We start from the raw sequence: 22,752 nt of genomic DNA on the forward strand, positions 1-22,752 counted from the left end.
GCCGGCTATCCGTGGTCCGGACGCGGAGCGGCCGGTCCGGACGGGGTCGCCTCGGGCTTCGCGTGGAGGATCTCGCGGGCCTGCTCCGCCGCGCGGACGATGCTCTCGGAGACGAAGTCGACGAAACGGGCGATGTTCTCCAGGCGGGTGGCGGCCGGGGTCTGCGGGCCGAGGACGCCGACGCCCTGCCGCGCGACCTCGACGAGGTGGGCGGTGGCGCGGGCGCTGGCCATCATCGACTGGTACCAGACGTCGTCGTCGACGACGTAGCGCTCGCGGCGGCGCTCGTCGCGCTCCCGGCGGACGAGGCCCTGGCCGTCGAGGAACGCGATCGCCTTGGAGATCGACGGCGGGCTGACCTGGAGGTGCCGGGCGAGTTCGGACGCGGTGAGGCTGCCGCTGTCGGTGAGGGTGAGGCAGGCCAGCACCCGGGCCGTCATCTTGGGCATGCCGGAGGCCATCAGGACGGTGGTGTACGTCTCCTGGTACTCGCGCACGGCCTCGGCATCGCGCCCGTGGGCCTGCGGGGGCGCCTCCGGCCCCCGGGGCGCGGCCGGCCTGCGCCGCTGGGCGCGGCGGCGTTCGGTGGCCCGGTGGGCCAGGTCGGCACGGTAGGCGGTGGGGCCGCCGTTGCGCATCACCTCGCGCGTGACCGTCGAGGTGGGGCGGTCGAGACGCCTGGCGATCTCCGCGTAGGCGAGGCCGTCGGCCATCCCCAGCGCGATCTGCTGGCGTTCCTGCTGAGTGAGCCTGCCTCCCGGCACCGCGATTCTCCCTTCACGCTTCCCTGAACGCCCCCACCATAGCGTTCACCCTCATTCCAGTGCAACGAACACGACGACTGACGTTGCGTTAAATTCAAAGCCACTGCAACGATAATCGCGCCTTCACCTGCACTGATGCTGATTACGAGCAACGAGATAGTTGCCACTATCCGTGAAGGCAACGTAGCGTTTCCATCGTCAGAAACAACGAGCCGCAGCAGAGCGGCACGCGGCAGCCCGCCACCCCCGCACCCACCCCCGCACCGGAAGAAGGCACCCCATGACCATCGAGCAGCCCGCCTGGACCGGCATGGTCTCCGTCGACGACACCGCCCTGGCCGTGACCGACACCGGCGGGCCCGGCCGTCCCGTGGTCTACCTCAACGGCTCCTACGCCGACCAGTCGCACTGGCGGCGCGTCATCGCCGACCTCGGCGACGACTACCGGCACATCACCTTCGACGAGCGCGCCCGTGGCCGGTCGAAGCGCTCGGCGGACTACTCGTTCGAAGCGTGCCTGCGCGACGTCGACGCCGTCCTCACCGCGAGGGGCGTGGACCGGCCGATCCTGGTGGGCTGGTCCTACGGCGCGATGCTCGCGGTGCACTGGGCCGCCCGGCACCCGGACCGCGTCCTCGGGGCGGTGTCCGTGGACGGCGCGTTCCCGCACGAATGGCTCGACGACGCGACCCGGGAGCAGGTCCGCAAGCTGTTCCGCCGGCTGAGCCCGCTGTTCCCGATCGCCCGCCGGCTCGGCATGGCCGCACGGATGAGCGCCGAGCAGCACGCCGAGATCAACCTCGAAATCAACGAGCTCTGCGCGCCCGCCGCCCTCGACCCGGTCTTCGACCGGGTGACCGCACCGGTCCGGTACGTGGTCGCCACGGGCGGCAACCTGGGCGGCGAGGCGAAGCTGATGGAACAGATCCGCGCCAACCTCGACCCGGTGCTCGCCCGCAACCCGAACATCCGGGTCAGCACCAAGGTCGCGAGCAATCACTCCAAGATCCTGCGCAAGGACTTCCACGCCATCGCCGACACGGTCCGCGGCCTCGCCGCCACCCCCACGGGCGTGACCGGCTGAGCCCCGCACCGACCCGACCCGACCCGGCCCGACCCGGCCAGACCTGGCGGGGTCGCGGCGACGCGCTCGCACGGCGGGACGGCCGTTCGGGCGAACTTCCCCCGGAATTACCGCGTTCGGGTGACTCCCGGCCGGCCCCGCCCGCCGGGGCCGTTAGCGTGACTGACCGTCATCGGCCGTCCGGTCGGGCGGAGCTGCGCGCAGCTCGGGGGTCGGGGAAAGCCGAGGGGGGCACAGGCCTTCGCGGGTATTCCCCGCGCGCCTCCACGCGCCACTCGCCGTCCGGGGACGATCCCGACACCGTGCTTCACCAGCTGGGAGGTTCTCCGCCATGCCCGTGTCGAGTCGGTACCTGAACGCCTGGGAGGGCTTCTGGCGCGACGCACCGGCGGAGGCCGGCGCGGTGATCTGGGACGCGGAGCCGGCGCTCACCGCGAGCGTGCACCTCGCGCTGTTCGCCCCCTACCTCGCCGACCCGGCGCTGCCCCTCGTCGACGTCGGCTGCGGCAACGGCACCCAGACCGGCTTCCTCGCCGAACGTTTCGGCCGCGTCCTCGGGGTCGACCTGTCCGCCGCCGCCGTGGAGCTCGCCCGCACCCGGCAGCCGGACGGGCGGCCCGAGTTCGCCCAGCTCGACGCCACTGACGGGCCGGGCGTCCGGGAGCTGCACGCCCGTCTCGGCGACGCCAACGTGTACGTCCGCGCCCTGATCCACCAGTGCGAACCGGCCGACCGCCAGCCGGTCGCCGACGCCATCGCCACCCTGGTCGGGGATCGCGGCCGGGCGTTCGTCGTCGAGCTGTCCGCGTCGGCGAAGGCCGTCCTGGGCCGCCTCGCCCAGAGCCCGCAGGGCCCTCCCCCGAAGCTGCGCCCCGTCTTCGAGCACGGCCTCGCCCCCGCCGAGGTCGTCGACTCGGCGTTCGGCGAGCTGTTCCGCACCGCCGGGCTCACCGTCCTCGCCTCCGGCGAACTGCCGCTGTTCCTCACCGAGTTCGCGCCCGACGGCAGCCGGATCGACCTCCCGTCCCACTGGCTGGTGGTGGGCCCGGACGGCGCCCCGCAGCAGTGACCCGGTGGGGGCCGGCCGTCAGGACGCCCCCCGGCCACCCCCGGGTCAGCCCCACGCAGTGGGCGAGCCGGGCCCCGCCGCCCGACCTGGGGGTGCGTCAGTTCCGTTGCGGGACGGTCTGCCAGACTCCGGGAATGAGACATCACCGGATCCTGGACCAGTTCACGGCTCGGAGGCCCGCCCGGGAGCAGGCGGGATGACCGGCGCCGGACCGGTCCTGCCCGCGGGTGCGCGCCGGGTCCCCCACCGCGATCCCGGGGTGCCGGACCACCGGAGTCCGCTGCGCTTCCTCTGGTGGCTGGTGCGCAGGCAGCGCGGCCGCGTACTGCTCGGCGCGACCTGGGGCAGCCTGTGGATGTGCGCCCTGATGCTGCCGCCCTACCTGATGTCCAGGGCGATCGACGAGGGGCTCCGGGCCCGCGACGGCGGCGCGCTGGTCTTCTGGGTGTCGGCCGTCCTCGCGGTCGGCGCGCTCATCGCCGTCCTCGGGATCCTGCGGCACCGCACCATGACCTTCATCCGGGTGGACGCCGCGTACCGCACCGTCCAGGTCATCACCCGGCACGTCAACCGGCTGGGGACGACACTGCCGCGCCAGGTGTCGGCCGGCGAGCTGACCCACCTCCAGGCCGGCGACATCGGCCGGATCGCGCAGACGCTGACCATCACCGGGCCCGGCGTCGGCGCGGTCGTCGCCTACCTCGCCACCGCCGTCCTGCTGGTCCGGATCTCCGTCCTGCTCGCCGTGGTGATCCTCCTCGGGGTGCCGCTGCTGGCCCTCACCGTCGGCCCGCTGCTGGGGAAACTGCACGGCGCCGAGGGGAGCTACCGCGAGCAGCAGGGGGCGCTGACGGCCCTGGCCGGCGACCTGGTCGCCGGGCTGGGCGTGCTGAACGGCATCGGCGGCAAGCCGATGTTCGCCCGGCGCTACCGGGAGCGCTCGCAGGCCCTCGTGCCGCTCGGCTACCGGGTGGCCTCGTTCACCAGTTGGGTGCAGGCGCTCGGCGCCTGCCTGCCGGTGGTCTTCCTGGCCGTGGTGACCTGGCTCAGCGCCCGGATGGCGGCCGCCGGTTCGATCACGGTCGGTGGACTGGTCTCCGTCTACGGCTACGTGGCGGCCCTGCTGGTGCCCGTCTCCTCCTTCGTCGAGGGCGCGGACGACCTGCCGCGCGGGCTGGTCTCCGCCCGCCGGGTCACCGACATCCTGGCGCTGCGGCCGGATCCGACGCGCAGCCGGACACTGACGGACCCGCCGCAGGCTCCGGCGGTGCTGAGCGACCCCGACTCCGGCCTGCTGCTGCGGCCCGGGCGGCTCACCGCGCTGGCCGCCGCCCGGCCCGAGGAGGCCCGGGCCGTCGTCGAGCGGCTGGGCGGCTACACCGACTCGGACGCCACCTGGGGCGACACCAGGCTGTCCGACTGGGTGTCCGCCGAACTGCGGCGCCACGTCCTGGTGTCGGACGACGACGCGTACGTGTTCGGCGGCACGCTCCGCTCCGCGGTGTCGATCCGCGGCGACCGCACCGAGGAGGAGCTGCGGCGCGCCCTGCACGCCGCCGCGGCCGAGGACATCGTCGACGCCCTGCCGGGCGGCCTGGACGCGCCGCTCGACGACCGCGCCGGCAACGTCTCGGGCGGGCAGCGCCAGCGGCTGCGGCTGGCCCGCGCGCTGCTGGCCGATCCCGAGGTGCTGCTGCTGGTCGAGCCCACCTCGGCGCTGGACGCGCTCACCGAGGCGGCCGTGGCGGCCCGGATCGGCGCCGTGCGCGGCGGCCGGACCACCCTGGTCGTCAGCACCTCCCCCCTGGTGCTCGGCCGCGCCGACGAGGTGGTCCACCTGGTGGACGGCAAGGTCCGGGCCACCGGCACCCACGGCGAGCTGCTCGCGCGCGACCCCGGCTACGCGGCGCTGGTGTTCCGCGGCAGCACCGACGACCGCCCGGCGGGCACCGCGACCGACGGCCGCCCGCAGAGCGTCGCCGCGGACACCGAGGAAGGACCGGCCCGATGAGCACCCCCAACGGCCCCGACGCCCCCGACGGCCCCGACGGCCCCGACGGCCGCCACGTCCCCCACCGCCTCCCGGTCGCCGACGCCGCGACGGCGCGCCGGGCCAGTTGGCGCCTGCTGGCGGACGACGGCCGGGCGATGGCCGCGATCGTCGCCCTCACCTGCCTCGCCGCCCTCTCGGGCGTCGCCGGGCCGTGGCTGCTGGGCCGCATCGTCACCCGGGTCGAGAACGGCGAGCTGACGGTCGGCCAGGTGGACGGCTTCGCCGCGGCGGTCCTGGGGTTCGCCCTCGCCCAGCTGGTGCTCACCCGCTACGCCCGCTACCTCTCCCACCGGTTCGGCGAACGCGCCCTGGCCCGGCTCCGCGAGGAGGTCGTCGAGCGGACGCTCGCGCTGCCCGGGCGGTACGCGGAACGGGTCGGCGCCGGCGACCTGGTGACCCGCTCCTCGCTGGACGTGGGCACCGTGGCCGCCACCCTGCGCAACGCGGCCCCGGACGTCTTCATCGCCGTCGTCCAGGTGCTGGTCATCCTCACCGCGACGTTCCTGCTCGACCCGCTGATCGGGCTCTGCGCCCTGGCGGGCCTGCCGATCGTCTGGGCGGTGAGCCGCTGGTACCTGTCCCGGGCCCGGGAGGCCTACCTCGCCGAGGGGGCCGCGGCGGGCGGGGTCACCGAGGTCCTCGACTCCACCGCCCACGGCGCCCGGACCATCGAGGCGTACGGGGTCGGGGCGCGCCAGGACGGCGTGGTCGACCGGGCCGTCGACACCGCCTACCGGGCCCGGGTGCGCACCCTGTTCCTGCGGACCGTGCTGTTCCCGGTCACCGAGTTCGCGCACGCGCTGCCGACGGCCCTCGTCCTGCTGGTGGGCGGCTTCGGCTACCTCCACGGCTCCGTGACGCTGGGCGCGGTGGTGGCGGGCGGCCTCTACATGTGGCAGCTCGTCGACCCGCTGGACCGGGCGCTCAACTGGGTCGAGCAACTGCAGAGCAGCGGTGCCTCGTTCGCCCGCATCAAGGGCGTCGGCCTGGTGTCGCAGGAGCCGCCGGCCACCGGCCTGCGCCCCGCCGACGACCGGATCGAGGCCGTCGGCGTGCGGTACGCCTACGCCGGCTCGCACGACGTGCTGACGGACGTCGACCTGGTGGTCCGGCCGGGCGAGCGGCTGGCCGTGGTCGGCCCGTCCGGCGCCGGCAAGTCGACCCTCGGCAAGCTGCTCGCCGGCGTCGACGCCCCGGACGCGGGGCGGATCCTGGTCGGCGGCGTGCCGGTCGCGGACCTCGCCGCGGCGGGCGAGCTGGGCAACCGCGTCGTCCTCATCACCCAGCAGCACCACGTCTTCATGGGCACGCTCCGGGAGAACATGACGCTGGCCGCCCCGGACGCCGAGGACGCGGCGGTCCTGGCCGCGCTCGCCCTGGTGGAGGCGGACTGGGTGCACGACCTGCCCGACGGGCTGGACTCGCTCCTGGGCGCCGGCGGGACCGAACTCGGCGCCGCGCAGGCGCAGCAGCTCACCCTGGCCCGGGTCCAGCTGGCCGATCCGCACACCCTGATCCTGGACGAGGCGACCTCCCTGCTCGACCCGACCACGGCCCGGCAGGCGGAGCGGGCGATGGCGGCCGTGCGCTCCGACCGCACGGTCATCTCCATCGCCCACCGGCTCCAGACCGCGCACGACGCGGACCGGGTCGCCGTGATGGAGGCGGGCCGCATCGTCGAGCTGGGCACCCACGACGAACTGGTCGCCGCCGGCGGGCGGTACGCGGAGCTCTGGCGGTCGTGGAGCGGGGAGTCCTGACCGGCCCGGCAGCGGTGCCGCCGGGCCGCGCCCGCGGTCAGGGGGTGTCGGTGCGCTTCTCGAGCCGGGTGCCGTGGCGCAGGGTGAGCGACATCAGGTCGCTGGGGCCGTCCAGTTCGAGGCGGTGCCAGCGGCCGCGGGGGACGACCACGGCGCTGCCGGCGGGCAGCGGCACCATCTCGTCGACGCCGCCCCCCCGCGCCGTCGCCGTTGCCGTCCCCGCCTGCGGGGCGGAGGTAGAGCCGCGCGCCGCCGGTGAGGCAGCACACCGCCTCGTCGGCCTCCGGGTGCATCTCCCAGTGGTCGGCGTGGACGTCGGCGTCGGTCTCCACGTGGAAGGCGCCGAGGTGCCAGGTGCCCGGCGCGCCGCCGGCCATCTTCCGCTCGGCGGCTCGGACTTCGCCGTCGGGGTGGAAGTGCAGGGCCGAGGCGAACAGGTCGACGGCGGTGGGCGTCATGGCGGTGTTCCTTCCGGTCAGCAATTTCTATACGCGTAAGAAAACTAACCCCGGACGGCCACCGCTGTCGACCCCTGGGGAATGATGGGCCCATGCCGACCACACCCCGCAGGACCTCGGGCCGACCGCCCCGCATCTCCCGTGAGCAGGTCGTCGAGGCGGCCCGCCGGATCGTGACCGAGGAGGGCGTCGGCCGGCTGACCATGCGCCGCCTCGCCTCCGAGGTCGGCAGTACGCCGATGGCGCTCTACCACCACGTGCGCGACAAGGAGGAACTGCTCGTCCTGCTGCTGGACGACTACGCGGCGCGGACACTGCGCCGGCCCGAGCTGCCCGCCGACCCGCGCGACCGCGTCGTCGGGTCCGCCGCCGCGATCCACGAGGCGCTGGCCGGCTGCCCCTGGATCGTCGAGGTGCTGACCGCCGACGACCTGATGTCCGCGTCCGCCCTCTGGTTCGTCGAGCAGATCGTCGACGGCCTCACCGCGTGCGGCCTCACACCGGAACGCGCCGTACAGGGGTACCGCACGATCTGGTACTACACCGCCGGCGAGCTGGTGGTCCGCGCGGCGGCGGCCCGGCGGCGCGCCGACGACGAGCGCGCCACCTACCGGGAGCAGGTGTTCGCCGACCTCGACCCGGACGAACTCCCCCGCCTCGCCCAGGTCGCTGACCGCTGGGCCGCGCTGACCACCGACGACACCTATTTGGACGGCCTGCGCGCCCTGGTCGACGGCCTCGTCACCGCCCGTTGACGCCTCGACCCGCAGGCCCCGGCGTGCCTCAAGTCCGTTCCGGGAAGCGGGGCTTGGACTTGCCGTCGCCGAACGGGCCGGTCGAGTGCTGGAGCGAGTGCAGGATGGCGAGGCCCTGGCTGACGATGCCCGCCGCCATCTGGTTGACCCCGTCGCTGCCGTTGAGGACGGTGAGCTCGGCTCCGGACATGCCCCGGGCCGCCGCGTCGGCGAGGGCCGGCAGGTTCTCCACGATCCGGTTGGCCGCGATCAGCTCCTGGTTGCCGCCGCGCAGGGAGTCGGCCCGGGCGGTGTTGGCGTCCGCCTGCGCCTGGGCGAGCGCCCGCTCGCTGTAGGCGCTGCCGTCCGCCTCGAACTTCACCCGGTCGCGCGCGGCCTCGGCCAGCGTCCGCTGCCGGTAGGCCTCGGCGTCCGCCGGGCGCCGCACGTCGGCCTCCAGTTGCTGGGCGGCCAGTGCGGCCCGGCGCTGGGCGAGCGCGGTCTGCTCCTCGATGACGTCCTGGGAGGCCCGGGCCTCGGCGAGCGGCCCGGCCTGGGCGGCCCGGGCCCGGGACTGCTCGGTCTCGGCGAGGAACCCGGCCCGTTTGATCGCGGTGTCGCGCTCGTACTCGGCCTTCAGCGCGGCCGCCTGCTGCTCCCGCTCGGCGGCCTCCTGGTCCGCCTTGGCCTGGGCGATCCGGGCCTGGCTGGCGACCGCCGCCACGTGCGGCGCGGCCAGGTTGTCGATGTACCCGGTCGAGTCCTCGATCTCCTGGATCTGCAGCGCGTCGACCACGATGCCGAGCTTCTCCATCTCGCCGTGGCTGCCCGCCATCACCTCCTGGGCGACCCGGCTGCGCTCCCGGATGATCTGCTCGACGGTCAGCCCGCCGACGATCGAGCGCAGGTGGCCGGCGAAGATCCGGCCGACGAGCTCCTCCATCTGCTCCTGTTCCGAGAGGAAGCGGCGGGCCGCGTTGGCGATCGACACGGCGTCGTCGCCGACCTTGAACACGCAGACCGCGCGCACGGTGAGCCGGATCCCCTGCTGGGTCACGCAGTCCTCGGCGATCTCCGCCTCCCGCAGGGCCAGGGAGAGCATGCGGACCTTCTGCTTGACCGGCAGGACGAGGCTGCCGTGCCCGGTGACGATGCGGAACTGGGTGTCCTGCGCCTGGTGCTTGGACCCGGAGATGAGCATCGCCTCGTTGGGTGCGGGAACGTGCCAGAAGAACATGACCGACCACCTGACCAGCTGGGATCCGAAACCGCGATTAGGGCGGCAACAGCTCGACGATCACCGAACGGGCCGAGATCGCGTCCACCACGACCACCCGGACGTCCCGGCCGACCGGCTCCGAGCACCAGGCCGCGAACACCTCCGAACCACCCCGGAGGGCGACCAGGACCTCGCCCGGGCCGCCCGCCGGAATGGGCACCGTCACCTTGCCGACGGCTCCGACCGGGCTCTGCCGGGAGTCGTCGACCGCGGGCATGCTCTCTCGCGCCACCGGCGCCTCCGGTTCCCGCGTCGCACCACACCTGCGGCAACCGCCGACGGCGGCGGTGCCTCGACCCCTTCCACGGTACTCCGGCAACCGGTCCGCCACCGGCCGTCGCCGGAGCTGACCGAACCGCCTCCGGAGCGGGCCGGACCGCCCCCGGTCAGGGCACGGCCAGGGCGACCGCGAAGCCGTGGTCCGGGATGTCGAGGAAGCGCCGGTTGAACCGGACGAAGGGCTCGATGAGCAGGTCCACGAAGACCAGGAAGGCCACCGTGCCGATGCCCACCGGTCCCCCCAGCAGCCAGCCGCAGAGCAGCAGCACTCCTTCGATCAGCCCCTTCGCGCACCAGAACGGCCAGGTCCAGCGGTGCCGGATGGTGATCGCCAGCAGGTCGATGGCCCGGATGCCGAAGCCGCTCATGATGATCAGCGCCGAGGCGTAGGCGCACAGCAGCGCGCCGAGCAGCATCAGCGGGTAGCTGCTCAGCCCCAACCAGGCGGCAGGCCGCAGCCATTGGAAGAGGTCGATCAGGCTGCCGCACAGGAAGAAGGTCACGAAGGGCGAGACCACCGGGCGCTTGCGGTTCCACGCCGCCCACGCCCCGATGCACACCACCGCGACGGCCGCCTGGCACAGGCCGATGGTGAGCGGCAGGTGCTTGAGCACGCCCAGCGAGAAGACGTCCAGCGGGTCGGTGCCCAGATCGGACTGGATGAAGAAGTGGGCGCCCGTCGAGAAGACCACGCAGCCGGCCAGGTACACCAGCGCCCTGGGCAGCAACTCGCCCAGCCGCCAGGGTTTTCCGTTCGGATCGACGCCAGGGGGACGGTGGGACGCCATCGGTTCCTCCAGGGGGACGGGCGTCCGGCCCGTTGCCGTCCCCAGAGGCGCGGAGGCGGGCAGCGGCGCGGACACCGGGCTGTTCGGAAGCCGGGGCCCGCCACCGAACTCCCGCCGCACAGCCGGAGATTCGGCGAAGGGCCACGGTCAGCCGCCGCCCGACGCCGTCACCGCGGCCGGTTCAGGCGAGCGACTGGTAGGCCAGGAAGCCGCCGAAGAGGATGACCCCGATCCCGGCGACCAGGTCGACGCCCTTCAGCAGCCGGGCGCTGAAGCGCCGGCGGAACACCACCACGCCCGTGCTCAGCAGGGTGAACCACAGGAGCGTGCCGCAGCCGACGCCGACCAGCATGGACACCGAGGCGGGCAGCGTCCCGGTGACGTTCGCCGCCGTGGCCGCGGCGAAGGCGGCGGCCCAGTAGCCGATCGTCGCCGGGTTGGAGGCGGTAGCCGCCAGCGCCGTGCGGAACGCCGCCAGCGGGCGGACCACTTCGGGGTTGCGCTCGTCCTCCGCGGCCGCCTGGACCCGGAACGCGGAGCGCAGCGAGCGAGCGCCGATGTACACCAGCACGGCGGCCCCGGCCAGCCCCAGGGCCGTGCGCAGCGCGGGGACGTCCAGCAGCCTGCCGACCCCGGCGAGGCCCAGGCCGGCGTAGGTGATGTCCACCAGGGCCGCGCCCAGGCCGATCGCCCAGCCGGTCGGGAAGCCGTCGCGCAGGACGCTGCGCACGCACAGCAGGCCGATGGGGCCGAGGGGCAGGGCGACCAGGAAGCCGAGGCTGAGCCCGGCGAACCACGCGGGGAGGATGTTCACCGCGCTCCCCCGCAGGTCACCGCGATCACTCCGGTCCGATGAAAGCCCCGGTGAAGGTCCCGGCGAAAGCCCCGGTGGAAGGCCCGGTCGAAGTCCCCATGAAAGCCCCGGTGGAAGTCCCGGCTCAAGGCCCGGCGGAAGGCCTGGTGCGAGCACGTGCGCGACAATTCGCTCTGCCCCTCGTCACAACACCCGCCGATCAGGTCACTCGACGAGCTCCGATATGCCGAACCGTACCTCATCCCCTTCGGCGGGACTGAGATCTTCCGGCGCGTAGAACAGCTCGTACACATTGGTCGACAACAACTGACCGAGCCTGGTCAGCGCATACACGTCCGTGCCCCGCTCCTCCAGCCAGCCCTTGTCGATGAGCTGCTCGATCTCCGCCCCGAAGACGGCCTCCATGGTGACGCCGAACCGGTCGTGGAAGTCCGGCCGGTTGACCTCGCACATCTTGAGGCCGCGGATCATGACGCGGCGCATTTCCTGTTCCTTGGTGAGGTACGTGGCGAAATCCAGCGGAATTTGACCGCTTCCGACCATCTCGTAGTACTTCTTGAGCGGCTTGACGTTGACGAACAGCCGGTCGTGGATCACGCTCTTCGACGAGACGCCGAATCCGATCATCGGCCAGGTCCGCCAGTAGTACTCCAGGAAGCGCGAGTAGTCGGCGCAGCGGTCGGGGTGGAAGTACCCCGTCGAGCTGCGCCGGGCGAAGCCCGCCGCCTCCAGCGCGTCGATGGCGTACTCGTACATCCGGCGCTCGTCCTGCGCCGAGGGGAGCGCCATCTTCCCGGACGTGATGAGCGAGTGGAACGCCGTCTTGGGCCAGATCTCCAGGCCGTAGGCCGTGATGCAGGCCGGTTCGAGTTCGATGGCCCGGTCGACGCTGCGCTTCCAGTCGTCCACGGACTGGCCGGGCAACGGGAAGATCAGGTCGATGTTGGTGTGCGTGAAGCCGCCGTCGACGACGGTGCGGAAGGCGCGTTCGGCGGTGGCGAGGTCGTGCGAGCGGTTGCAGATCTCCAGCAGCCGGTCGTCGAATGCCTGGACGCCGACGCTGAGCCGGGTGAATCCGGCCTCCCGCATGCGCGCGATCTTGGCCTCGTCGACCGTCGAGGGGTCGAATTCCAGGCCGATCTCCGCGCCCTCGTTGAATTCGAACGATTCCCGGCAGGCGTCCAGCAGCCGGGCCGTCTGGTCGCCGGTGAGGATGCCGGGCGTGCCGCCGCCGAAATACACCGCGTCGACCCGGAACGCGGGGAAGGCCCGATTGGCGGCGAAGGCGCGGATCTCGCGTTCGAGCACGTCGACGTACTGGGCGAAGTGCTGCTCGTTCCGGTTGATGTAGACGGTGTAGTCGCAGAATCCGCACTTGGTGATGCAGAACGGGACGTGCAGGTAGAGCACCGCGTTCTCGGGGCGGAAGTACTCGTCGTACTCGTGGTGCCGGTATTTGAACGGGTACGTGTGGATGTTCCGTCGGATGATCTTCTCGGCCATCTGCTGTCGCTCCTTCGTCGGGGCCGGCCTGGCGTGGTGGTGGACGGGTCCGGGGGCGGAGGCCGTCAGCAGAGGACCTGGAACGGACGGACGTCGGCGGCCGCGTCGAGGGGCGGCCGGTCGTTGGGGACCACCGGGCGCCCGCACGAGACGAAGAGGTCGTCGTAGCGCGCCCGCGACCGCTCGCGGTAGTCGGCGGCGGAGCGGGCCAGCATCTTGACGACCTCCTCCGCGAGCATCAACTGGTACTGGCAGGACTCGGTGTTGAGGACGTTCACGTCGCCCGAGGCCACGTGGTTCTCCTGCCGGCAGCCCCCGCCGCACAGGTAGCGGGCCCAGCAGGACCCGCACACCCGGTGCTCGTCGACGGTGCGCCGCCACTCGGGGTGGTCCCGGGTGAGGCCCTCGGCCCCGGTACCCACGTCGAAGCCCTGGTCGCCGACCAGGCGGTGGCAGGGGCTGACGCTCCCGTCCGGGGAGTGCGTGTAGTACGTCCGCCCGCCCGAGCAGAACGCCAGCGCCGCCGCGCCCTCCGTGACCATCTGCACGGCGCGCTCGTACTCCAGCACGCCCTTGAACCGGTTGTCGGGGGCGAACAGCCGCGGGTAGTGGACCAGGAAGTCCTTGAACTGCTCCACGATGCCGGGCTGGAGGAAGTGGTTGATGTACTGGATGCCCTTCGGCTCGGACAGCTTCCGGTCCCCCAGCGTGAGGGCGATCGGCACCGTCGTGCCCTGCTCCACCGGGTAGACGCCCGGATAGATCTGGAAGTAGTCGAAGAGGTCGAGACCCCACAGGTCGAGCACGCTCTCGGTGAGGCTGGGCCGCGCCGTCGCGATGGTCATCCGGGCCACCAGCGTGACGTCGTCGCCGCACGCCTCGCGCAGCCGGAACAGGTTGCGGATGATCCGGTCGTAGGAGCCCTTCCCGTTCTTGGACGGGCGGTTGGCGTCCTGGACCTCGCGGCCGCCGTCGATCGAGACCGAGACGATGAACCGGTGGTCGCGGAACAGCTCCTCGACGCCCTGGGGCATCAGGGTGAGGTTGGTCGAGATCCGGTGGACGAACTCGGTGCCCGACCGCCCGGTGAGGTCGCGGGCGCGCTCGCAGATCTTGCGGATCACCGTGAAGTTCGCCAGCGGCTCCCCGCCGAAGAACTCGAAGCGGACCCGCTGCCCGGGCGCGGCGTAGCGGTGGATGAAGTCGAAGATCCAGGCGATCGAGTGCTCGCCCATCGCCTCGGTGATCCGGCCGTAGTCCCCGCCCTCGGCGAAGCAGTACGTGCAGGCGAGGTTGCACACGTTCGTCAGGTTGACGTTGACCGCGAAGTCGGCGCCGTCGGACAGCGCGCTCTCGCGGAGCCGGATGCGGTTGGCCTCCCGGCCGGTGGCGGCGCCGGCCTGCAGCCGCTCCCAGGCCCGCCGCTCGTCCACCCGCAGGTGGTCGACGCCGGAGGCCAGCCGCTCGGCGGTGTCCGCCGGGGCGAGCAGCAGCCGGTGGCTCCCGGTGATGAGGACGGCCGACAGGTCGTCGCTGAACGGCAGGACGCGGTAGTCGGTTCCGTGCCGCATCGGTCCCGCCTGCTCCGTCGTGCTCGCGGGCCCGGTCATGACCTGGCGCGGGGCTGGAAGAGCGGCAGCGGCGAGACGTCCTCGTTCAGCGTTCCGGCGGAGGCCTCCACGGTCGGGAAGTGCGCGCGGTCGAAGACCTGGTGGAGGCTGGAGGTGCACTGCGGCGGCACGGCCACCTGGACGCCGACCTCGCCCGCCGTGCTCTTGGCCGCGATGTACCGGAAGCTCTCCTGCGGGGCCAGGTCGATGACCTGCCAGCCCTGGTCCGCGGCCGGGTCGCCGTAGCGGCGGTGGTAGGCCCGCACCGGCGCGGCGGAGGTGTTGCGCACCTGGACGTGCAGGGCGCGGACGTCGCCGTGCCAGTCGAAGCGGGCCAGGTCCAGGCCCTCGGCGGCGGGGAGGTGCGGCACCCGGGCGCGCGGGCGGGCGTCGGGCAGCAGGACGATCGGCGAGCGGGCGCCGCAGCCGACGCAGGCGCCGGCCGCGTCCAGGCCGACCAGGTCGGCGTTCAGGCCGTAGCGGGTGATCTGGAGCTGCCCGCACCGGTGGCACCAGGTGTTGGTCGACTCCGTGTCGTACACGTTCCCCAGGTAGACGTGGTTGAGCCCCATGTCCATGGCGACCTTGCGGGCCCGCTCCAGCCGGTCGACGGGGGTGCGGATGGTGTTGGTCATCTTGTAGTCCGGGTGGAAGCGCACGAAGTGCGTGGGCACGTCGGGGCTGAGCCGCTCGCCGACGAACCTCGCCATGTCCCGGGCGGTCGCCTCGTCGTCGCTGAGGTCGGTGACCATCAGCGTGGAGACCTCGACGTGCTTCCCGGCCCGGAACACCTGCTCGGTGCCCTCCAGGACCGGTTCCAGCCAGCCCTTGGTGATCTTCCGGTAGTACTTCGGGTCCAGGGACTTGATCGACACCGAGAAGATGTCGATCACCGGGATCAGTTCCTCGATCGCCTCGCCGCTGATGAAGAACGCGGACTTGTAGAGGTTGACGATTCCCGCCGCCTTGGCGAGGGCGGCCGTCTCCACCACGAACTCGTGCCACACCACCGGGTCGTTGTAGGTCCAGGAGATCACCTTCACGCCGTGCCGGACGGCGATGTCCACGACCTCCTCGGGCGTGTAGTGGTAGACGTCCTTGTCCTCCACGTGGCGCGCCTGCGACGTCTTCCAGTTGTGGCAGTAGTCGCAGTTGAGCATGCAGCCGACGTTCCCCATCGAGAGGATCCGGGCGCCGGGCGCGTAGTGGAACACCGCCTCGGTCTCGATGGTCTCCTCGGTGGCGTGGACCGAGCGCCCGTAGTTCAGGGTCACCAGGCGGCCGTCCCGGTTGGCCCGGACCATGCAGAATCCGTGCTGGCCGGGGCGGATCCGGCAGTTCCGGGGGCTGAGATGACATCGGACCACGCCGTCGTCCAGGCGTTCCTCCAGCCTGGCGGGGCGTGGTTCCTTGTCCCAGGTGTTCTGCGACATGGCTGTTCCTTCCGTGCGGTGGTACGGACACGGTGGTACGGAGGCAGTGGTGCGGCAGCGGCGGTGACGGGTCGGTCCCGGACGGACCGGGCCGGACGGGCAGGGGCGGGCGGCCCGGCGCGGTCGTCCGCACCGGGCGGGGCCCTCCGGATCAGGCCGTCGCCGGAGGAGGTGCGGTCAGGTGCGCGGGGCACGCCGGGACGGGGCGCGCCGGGGCGGCGCGGTCGGGAGAACCGAATTCCCGCACTGTGGTGTGGAATTCGACATCGGCCCGCCCGTACATCCGCCCGTGGCCCGGAACGCCGCTGTCCCGGTGTCTCGCTTTCACCGGGCGGGCCGGTTCCGCGCGGGTTTCCACGGTCACGAACGTCAAGCGGATCTCACTTTCCCTCATGACGAAGCCACTGCTGAGAAAAACGCCTCGTGAAGAGGCCGAAGCGGAGCGGGAGTTCGGTGAGAAATTCGCCAACTGCGATGAGCTTCGGCGTACGGGCTCCCGCCTGTCAAGAAGTCCGCGTGCCGCCCGATCCGGCCAACACCGCGAAGCGGACAGCGCCCTCCGGTCGCGGCGGGGCGCAGGTTAGGCAAGCCTCACAAACGGCGATCTCGCGCCTGCCCAGCGGGTTCCCGGGCCGGGGAACGGCGGGGGCCGATCCGGCGGGGCGGCGCGGCCGGGATCGCCCGATGTGGGAGGAGGGCCGAAAATCGCCGCCGGTCGGTGGAATACCTGCCGCCACAGGGACGATCGGCCGCCCCACCCGCCGCTCGTCGAGCACCGGTAAAGGCGGACCCGAGGGGGGCGTGCGGAGCGGCCGGGGCAACGAGCGGACGGCTGCTGGGAATTCAGGGGGCGGTGGGACCGGCCGGGGAGAGGATCCGGGAGAGGCCGAACTCGAAGCGCTCGGTGAAGGCGGCGTCCTCCAGGTGTGCGGCGACCCGGGCGAGCGCCGGGTAGTCGCCGCCGGCGAGGGCCGGGCCGAGGGTGTGCACGCCGTCCTGGGCGGCCAGGGCCTGCTCCTCCTGGGCCAGGCCGAGGGTCAGGTACTGGATGGTCCAGAACACCCAGGACGCGCGGCGCTCGTCCAGTCCGCCGTCGAGGAGCGCGGCGATCATCGCGTCGGTGAAGCGCAGGGTGCCGGGCTCGGCGGCGTAGGTGCCGGCGACGATGACCGCACCGTCGCGGTGGGCCAGCAGGCACCGGCGGTAGCGGTGGGCGAGCTCGCGGGCCCGTTCGTGCCAGGGGGCGGGCAGGTCGTCGAGCGGGATCTCGCCGACGATCGCGTCCGCCATGAGTTCCAGCAGGCGGCCCTTGGTCTTGGCGTGCCAGAGCACCGTGTTCATCCGGACGCCGAGCCGTTCGGCGACGCCGCGTACGGAGACGGCGGCGGCGCCCTTGTCGTCCAGCAGGTCGAGGGCGGCACGGACCACCGTGTCGGCGTCGAGCGGGGTCCGGGAAGCGCCCGGGGCTTGCTTCTTGGTCACTGACCTAGTCTACTGGAGCCAAGTCATTGGTCACTGACCAAGAGGGGAATGGACCATGGAACAGGTCGTCATCGCCGGCGGGGGCCCGGTCGGGCTCTGGCTCGCCTCCGAACTCCGGCTGCAGGGCATCGAGGTCACCGTGCTGGAGAGCCGCACCGAACCCGACCCGCACTCGCGGGCCACCACCGTGCACCCGCGCACCCTGGAACTGCTGGCCTCCCGCGGCCTGGTGGAGCCCTTCCTCGCCGAGGGCGTCCGCATCCCCGGCGGGCACTTCGCCGCCCTGCCGCCCCGGCTGGACTTCAGCCGGCTGGACACGCCGTACCCGTTCACGCTCGCGCTCCCCCAGGTGCGCACCGAGGAGCTGCTGGCCGAGCACCTCCGCTCGACCGGCGCCCGGCTGCTGCGCGGACACCGCGTCACCGGGCTGGACCAAGGCGACGACGCGGTCACCGTCCACGTCCACGGCCCGGACGGCCCCTACCGGCTGCGCACCGCCTACCTGGTCGGCTGCGACGGCACCCGCAGCACCGTGCGCGAGGCGGCGGGCATCGGCTTCCCCGGAACCCCGGCCAACGCCTGGGCCTGGATGGCGGACGCCGTGCTCGACGCACCGCCGCGCTGGCGCTCCGTCGCCAACGAGCAGGGCACCGTGATGGTCTTCCCGCTGCCCGGCGGGGTGCACCGGGTGGTCGGCAACGACACGGCGACCGTCCACACCAAGCCCGGCCCGCTGACCTTCGAGCAGCTGCGCGCCAAGGTCCGCGAGATCACCGGGACGGACTTCGGGATGCGCGAGGCCGGCTGGATCTCCACCTTCGGCAACGCCTCCCGTCAGGCCGACCGGTACCGGCACGGGCGGGTCCTGGTGGCGGGCGACGCCGCGCACTCGCACTTCCCGGCCGGCGGGCCAGGACTCAACGTCGGCATGCAGGACGCCGCCAACCTCGGCTGGAAGCTCGCCCGCACCATCACCGGCGCCGCCCCCGACGGCCTGCTCGACAGCTACCACGCCGAGCGCCACCCGGTCGGCGTGGAGCTGCTGCGCTCCACCCACGCCCAGTCCGGGCTGATGACCGACCACTCGCGGACGACGCTGGCCCTGCGCGGCCTGCTCGCCGAACTCATCACCGGCGTCCACGAGTTCTCGGACGAACTGGCCGGTCGCGCGGCCGGCCTCGCGACCGCCTACCCGGCCGACCCCGCCGACGGTGCGCACCCGCTGACCGGCTCCCGGGCGCCCGACCTGAAGCTCGCCGGGCCCGCGGACGGCACCGGCCTGTTCACGCTGCTGCGCCCGGGCCGCCACGTCCTGCTCGACCTCACCGGCCGGGCCGGCGCCGGGTTCGCCGCCCTCGCCCACGCCACCAGCCCGGGCGTGACGGTGCACAGCGCGCCGCTCGCCACGTCGCGGCCCGCCTGGCGCGGCGTCACCGCCGCCCTGGTCCGGCCCGACGGGCACCTGGCCTGGCTCACCGAGGAGCAGCACCTCCCCGCACTGGTCACGGCCGCCCACGCGGCCGTCACGGCGACGACCGCCCGCCCTGCCGCCGCGGTCCCTCTACGCTGAGGACCGGTCGGCGCCGGCCGCTCGCACAGGTCCGCGGCCCCCCGGCCGCCGACCTGATGCCGCTCACCACCACCCGGCCAGCCGCCGCGCCCGCACCGGAGCCGCCCGATGACCACCCTCCACCTCGGCGTCGACGCCGGCGGCAGCCACACCCGCGCCGTCCTCCTGGACGCCGCGGGCGCCGTCCGGGGCCGCGGCGAGAGCCCCGGTGCCAACCCCGCCGGAGAGGGCCCGGAGCCGGCGCTCGACCGGCTGGCGGCGGCGGTCACGGCCGCCCTCGACGGGCGCGACCCCGGCCGCATCGCCGCCTGCCTGGTCGGCCTCGCCGGGTACCGCGCCCTACCGGACCCGGACGCGTTCGCGGAGCGCTGCCGGGCCGCCCTCGGCCTCCGCCACCCGGTGCGACTCGTCCCCGACACCGTCCCGGCCCTGGCCTCCGGCGGCGTCACCGACGGCCACGGCACCGTCCTGATCGCCGGCACGGGCGCGATCTGCGTCCGGCTCGCCGGTGCCCGCACGCTCGCGCGCACCGGCGGGCTCGGCTGGCTGCTCGGCGACGAGGGCGGCGGCTTCTGGCTCGGCCGCGAGGCCCTGCGCCACGCCCACGCCGACCCGGCCGGCCCGCTCGGCACCACCGTCCGCGCCCACTGCGCCGCCGACTCCCCCGACGCCCTGCTCCAGTGGGCCTACGCCGGCCCGCCCCGCCGGCTCGCCACCCTCGCCCCGCTGGTCTCCCGGCTCGCCGCGCAGGGCGACCCGGCCGCCCGCGCCATCGCCGACACCGCCGCCGACCACCTGGCCGCCCTCGCCCGCGCCACCGCCGCCGCCACCGAACCCCTGGTCCTCACCGGCTCGGTGGCCACCGCCCCCGGCCCGATCCGCGAGCGCCTCCACCACCTCCTCGCCGACCTCCACCCCCGCCCGCCCCGCACCGACCCCGCCACCACCGCCGCCCACCTCGCCACCCGCCTCGCCGCCGGGCGGTAACCGGCCCGGACGGATCGCCAACTCGACCGCGCCCCACCGGAAATGGCATGCACGCCACTAGCCAACCGGTCAGTAACGCCCCTACCGTCGAGCTCCCGTGGCTTCGACGGAGGAGCTCCCCTTGCGCCTACGCCCCCACCCCCTGCGCTTCCCGGCCGCCGCCGTCGCGTCGGCCCTGCTCGTCACCGCCGCCCTGACCACCACCCCCACCGCCGCCGCCCCCGCCGCCCCGACCGCCACCGCGGCCGACTACTGCGGCGGCCACTGCCGGGACATCCTGCCGCCCGGCGAGAACGGCAACGCCACGCTCGCCGAGATCCTGCTCAACCGGATGTTCGGCAGCCGCCCCGCCCACACCGACGACCAGCTCGGCCCGTACGCCGCCCTCGCCTCCGGCTACCCGGGCCTGACCGAGGCCAAGCTGCGCGACTTCTTCAACGACGCCTCCTTCGGCGTCCCCGCCGACCAGGTGGCCAGCAGCATCAGCCCGCGCGCCGACGTCACCATCGTCCGCGACAAGGCCACCGGCGTCCCGCACATCACCGGCACCACCCGCTACGGCACCGAGTACGGCGCGGGCTACGCCGCCGCCCAGGACCGGCTGTGGGTGATGGACCTGTTCCGGCACGTGGGCCGCGGCCAGCTGTCCGGCTTCGCCGGCGGCGCCGCCGCCAACCGCCAGCTGGAGCAGAGCTTCTGGCAGGCCGCGCCCTACACCGAGGCGGAACTGCAACAGCAGATCGACGCCCTGGCGGCCCGCGGCGGCCGGGCCGCCCAGGCCCTCACCGACGCGAACGCCTACCTCGACGGCGTCAACCAGTACGCCAAGGAGTCCTACAACGCCCGCACCTTCCCCGGCGAGTACGACCTGACCGGGCACATCGACCCGATCACCAACGCCGGGTCGATCGAGCCGTTCAAACTGACCGACCTGGTCGCCCTGGCCTCCGTGGTCGGCGCTCTGTTCGGCTCCGGCGGCGGCGGTGAACTCGCCTCCGCCCAGGTCAAGTCGGCCGCCGAGGCCCGCTACGGCAAGGACGCCGGGGACGCGGTCTGGAAGTCGCTGCGCGAGGCCGACGACCCGGAGGCCGTCCAGACCCTGCACGACGGCCAGCGCTTCCCCTACGCCCCCGTCCCCGACGCCCCGCAGGGCCAGGCGCTGCCCGACCCCGGCTCGGTGGTGCCCGAGCGGATGATCTACGACGCCACCGGCACGGGCGCCGGCGCGGCGAAGACCGCCGCCCCGGGCGTGCTGCCCGGCAACCTGCTCACCGCCAAGCACGGCATGTCCAACGCCCTGCTGGTCTCCGGCGCCCACACCGACGACGGCCACCCGGTCGCCGTGTTCGGCCCGCAGACCGGCTACTTCGCCCCGCAGCTGCTGATGCTGGAGGAGATCCAGGGCCCCGGCATCAGCGCGCGCGGCGCGGCCTTCGCCGGCCTGAGCTTCTACGTGCAGCTCGGCCGCGGCCAGGACTACGCCTGGAGCGCCACCTCCGCCGGGCAGGACATCACCGACACCTACGCCGTCCCGCTCTGCACCACCGACGGCTCCCCGGCCACCACCGCCGCCAACTCCTACCTCTGGCACGGCCAGTGCGTCCCCTTCGACCGGCTGGAACGCAAGAACACCTGGAACCCGACCACCGCCGACTCCACCGCCGCCGGCTCCTACACCCTGGTGATGTACCGCAGCAGGTACGGCCTGGTGACCGCCCGCGGCACGGTCGGCGGCGCCCCCGTGGCCTTCACCTCGCTGCGCTCCACCTACCGGCACGAGGCGGACTCCATCATCGGCTTCCAGGAGCTCAACGACCCCGGCGCGGTGCACGACGCGGCGAGCTTCCAACAGGCGGCGCAGGACATCAACTACACCTTCAACTGGTTCTACGCCGACTCCCGCGACATCGCGTACTACAACTCCGGCAGCAACCCGGTGCGCGCCCCCGGGGTCGACGCCGGCCTGCCGCTGCGCGCCGAACCGGCCTACGAGTGGGCCGACTTCGACCCGGTCACCAACACCGCCCGGTACACCCCGGCGGCCGAGCACCCGCAGTCCGTCAACCAGGACTACTACATCTCCTGGAACAACAAGCAGGCCGACGGCTTCACCTCGGCCGGGTTCGGCAACGGCTCGGTGCACCGCGGCAACCTGCTCGACGACCGGGTCAAGGCGCTGCTGCGCAACGGCGGCAAGGCGAGCCGGGTCTCGCTCACCCAGGCCATGGCGAGCGCCGCCCTGGCCGACCTGCGCGCCGAGGACGTCCTGCCGGACCTGATCCGGGTGCTGCGCAGCGCCCCCGTCACCGATCCGGCCGCCGCCACCGCGCTCCAGCAGCTGGAGGCCTGGCTGGCCGGCGGCGCCCAGCGCAAGGAGACGTCGCCCGGCAGCCACGGCTACGCGGACGCCGCCGCGATCCGCGTCCTGGACGCCTGGTGGCCGCTGGTCGCGGAGGGCGTCATGCGGCCCGGCCTCGGGGACCAGCTGTTCACGGCCCTGACCGGCGCCCTGCAGATCAACGAGTCGCCCTCCGGCGGCCAGAGCGGCCCCGGCAGCGGCGGCCCGGTGAGTGCCAACGAGGCGATCCCGCACAAGGGCTCGGCCTTCCAGTACGGCTGGTGGAGCTACCTGGACAAGGACCTGCGGTCCGTCCTGGGCGACCAGGTGGCCGGCCCGCTGGCCCGCCCCTACTGCGGCGGGGGCGATCTGGCCGCCTGCCGGGGCGTGCTGCTGGACACCCTGAAGCGGGCGGCCGCCCAGACCCCGGCCCAGGTCTACCCGGGCGACGCGGACTGCTCCGCCGGCGACCAGTGGTGCGCCGACACGATCATCCAGCGTCCGCTCGGCGGCGTCACGGACGACAGGACCACCTGGCAGAACCGTCCGACCTACCAGCAGGTGGTGCAGTTCCCGAGCCACCGCTGAACCTCGCGGACGCCCGCCGGTGCCCCCGCCCGCCCCGGGCGGGGGCACCCGCGTGGAAGACAGCGCCCCGGGCCCGACGGGCGGGGACGGGGCGCAGCACCTAGCGTGGTCCGGGGCGACCGGGGCGGCAGCGCCGCCGGGGTCGGCGACCCCCGAGGA

General features: G+C 73.5%; 17 protein-coding genes and 1 pseudogene. 8 read left to right on the forward strand and 10 right to left on the reverse strand.

All coding sequences use genetic code 11. From position 1 onward, the window contains the following. Positions 1-5 precede the first annotated feature (5 nt). A complete protein-coding gene (locus OG556_RS04145; protein ID WP_363581874.1) occupies positions 6-764 on the reverse strand; it encodes a helix-turn-helix domain-containing protein in 759 nt (252 codons plus the stop codon). A 280-nt stretch (positions 765-1,044) separates the two neighbouring features. Between OG556_RS04145 and OG556_RS04150 the strand changes: the two genes are divergently transcribed. From OG556_RS04150 to OG556_RS04165, 4 genes are all read left to right on the forward strand, one after another. Then, complete coding sequence (locus OG556_RS04150) at positions 1,045-1,848, forward strand: alpha/beta fold hydrolase (protein ID WP_371515906.1); 804 nt, start codon at positions 1,045-1,047, stop codon at positions 1,846-1,848. 331 nt (positions 1,849-2,179) lie between these two features. Beyond that, positions 2,180-2,917: a class I SAM-dependent methyltransferase gene (locus tag OG556_RS04155; protein WP_371515907.1), complete on the forward strand. Its 738-nt coding sequence runs from the start codon at positions 2,180-2,182 to the stop codon at positions 2,915-2,917. A 196-nt stretch (positions 2,918-3,113) separates the two neighbouring features. Then, complete coding sequence (locus OG556_RS04160) at positions 3,114-4,928, forward strand: ABC transporter transmembrane domain-containing protein (RefSeq protein ID WP_371515908.1); 1,815 nt, start codon at positions 3,114-3,116, stop codon at positions 4,926-4,928. Further along, the gene (locus OG556_RS04165; RefSeq protein ID WP_371515909.1) at positions 4,925-6,730 is read left to right on the forward strand and encodes an ABC transporter ATP-binding protein; all 1,806 of its coding nucleotides are present in this window, start codon (positions 4,925-4,927) and stop codon (positions 6,728-6,730) included. Before OG556_RS04160 ends, OG556_RS04165 begins: the two co-directional genes overlap by 4 nt. Before the next feature lie 37 nt (positions 6,731-6,767). Here the strand turns inward: OG556_RS04165 and OG556_RS04170 are convergent. Continuing rightward, a pseudogene (locus tag OG556_RS04170) lies at positions 6,768-7,188 on the reverse strand (cupin domain-containing protein). 92 nt (positions 7,189-7,280) lie between these two features. On the opposite strand from OG556_RS04170, the gene OG556_RS04175 reads away from it, so the two are divergent. Continuing rightward, positions 7,281-7,943, forward strand: coding sequence for a TetR/AcrR family transcriptional regulator (locus tag OG556_RS04175; RefSeq protein ID WP_371515910.1), 663 nt, complete (start codon positions 7,281-7,283; stop codon positions 7,941-7,943). A gap of 28 nt (positions 7,944-7,971) precedes the next feature. Here the strand turns inward: OG556_RS04175 and OG556_RS04180 are convergent, their stop codons facing one another. From OG556_RS04180 to OG556_RS04215, 8 genes are all read right to left on the reverse strand, one after another. Then, on the reverse strand, positions 7,972-9,159 hold the full coding sequence (locus OG556_RS04180; RefSeq protein WP_371515911.1) for an SPFH domain-containing protein: 1,188 nt from the start codon (positions 9,157-9,159) through the stop codon (positions 7,972-7,974). Between the two features lie 37 nt (positions 9,160-9,196). Beyond that, a complete protein-coding gene (locus OG556_RS04185) occupies positions 9,197-9,433 on the reverse strand; it encodes a hypothetical protein (RefSeq protein WP_350880803.1) in 237 nt (78 codons plus the stop codon). A 154-nt stretch (positions 9,434-9,587) separates the two neighbouring features. Next, the gene (locus OG556_RS04190) at positions 9,588-10,268 is read right to left on the reverse strand and encodes a YitT family protein (protein WP_208869047.1); all 681 of its coding nucleotides are present in this window, start codon (positions 10,266-10,268) and stop codon (positions 9,588-9,590) included. A gap of 181 nt (positions 10,269-10,449) precedes the next feature. Next, on the reverse strand, positions 10,450-11,082 hold the full coding sequence (locus tag OG556_RS04195) for a LysE/ArgO family amino acid transporter (protein WP_371515912.1): 633 nt from the start codon (positions 11,080-11,082) through the stop codon (positions 10,450-10,452). Positions 11,083-11,286: 204 nt separating this feature from the next. Next, positions 11,287-12,585 (reverse strand): coproporphyrinogen-III oxidase family protein, encoded by a 1,299-nt coding sequence (locus OG556_RS04200; RefSeq protein WP_371515913.1) that lies wholly within the window; start codon positions 12,583-12,585, stop codon positions 11,287-11,289. Positions 12,586-12,650: 65 nt separating this feature from the next. Further along, the gene (locus tag OG556_RS04205; RefSeq protein WP_371515914.1) at positions 12,651-14,156 is read right to left on the reverse strand and encodes a radical SAM protein; all 1,506 of its coding nucleotides are present in this window, start codon (positions 14,154-14,156) and stop codon (positions 12,651-12,653) included. A 35-nt stretch (positions 14,157-14,191) separates the two neighbouring features. After that, positions 14,192-15,628: an AmmeMemoRadiSam system radical SAM enzyme gene (gene amrS, locus OG556_RS04210; RefSeq protein ID WP_371515915.1), complete on the reverse strand. Its 1,437-nt coding sequence runs from the start codon at positions 15,626-15,628 to the stop codon at positions 14,192-14,194. Between the two features lie 843 nt (positions 15,629-16,471). Further along, positions 16,472-17,110, reverse strand: a complete 639-nt coding sequence (locus tag OG556_RS04215) for a TetR/AcrR family transcriptional regulator C-terminal domain-containing protein (protein WP_371515916.1) — start codon at positions 17,108-17,110, stop codon at positions 16,472-16,474. A 55-nt stretch (positions 17,111-17,165) separates the two neighbouring features. Here OG556_RS04215 and OG556_RS04220 point away from each other — a divergent pair, with 55 nt between their 5' ends. The 3 genes from OG556_RS04220 to OG556_RS04230 all read left to right on the forward strand — a co-directional run bounded on the left by OG556_RS04220 (position 17,166) and on the right by OG556_RS04230 (position 22,593). Further along, positions 17,166-18,680, forward strand: coding sequence for an FAD-dependent monooxygenase (locus tag OG556_RS04220; protein ID WP_371515917.1), 1,515 nt, complete (start codon positions 17,166-17,168; stop codon positions 18,678-18,680). 108 nt (positions 18,681-18,788) lie between these two features. Beyond that, entirely contained in the window at positions 18,789-19,667 is an 879-nt protein-coding gene (locus tag OG556_RS04225; protein WP_371515918.1) for an N-acetylglucosamine kinase, read from the forward strand. Positions 19,668-19,788: 121 nt separating this feature from the next. Continuing rightward, positions 19,789-22,593: a penicillin acylase family protein gene (locus OG556_RS04230; protein WP_371515920.1), complete on the forward strand. Its 2,805-nt coding sequence runs from the start codon at positions 19,789-19,791 to the stop codon at positions 22,591-22,593. The last annotated feature ends 159 nt before the right edge of the window (positions 22,594-22,752 follow it).

The sequence above is a fragment of the Kitasatospora sp. NBC_01300 genome, from assembly GCF_041435235.1.
Lineage (GTDB): Bacteria > Actinomycetota > Actinomycetes > Streptomycetales > Streptomycetaceae > Kitasatospora.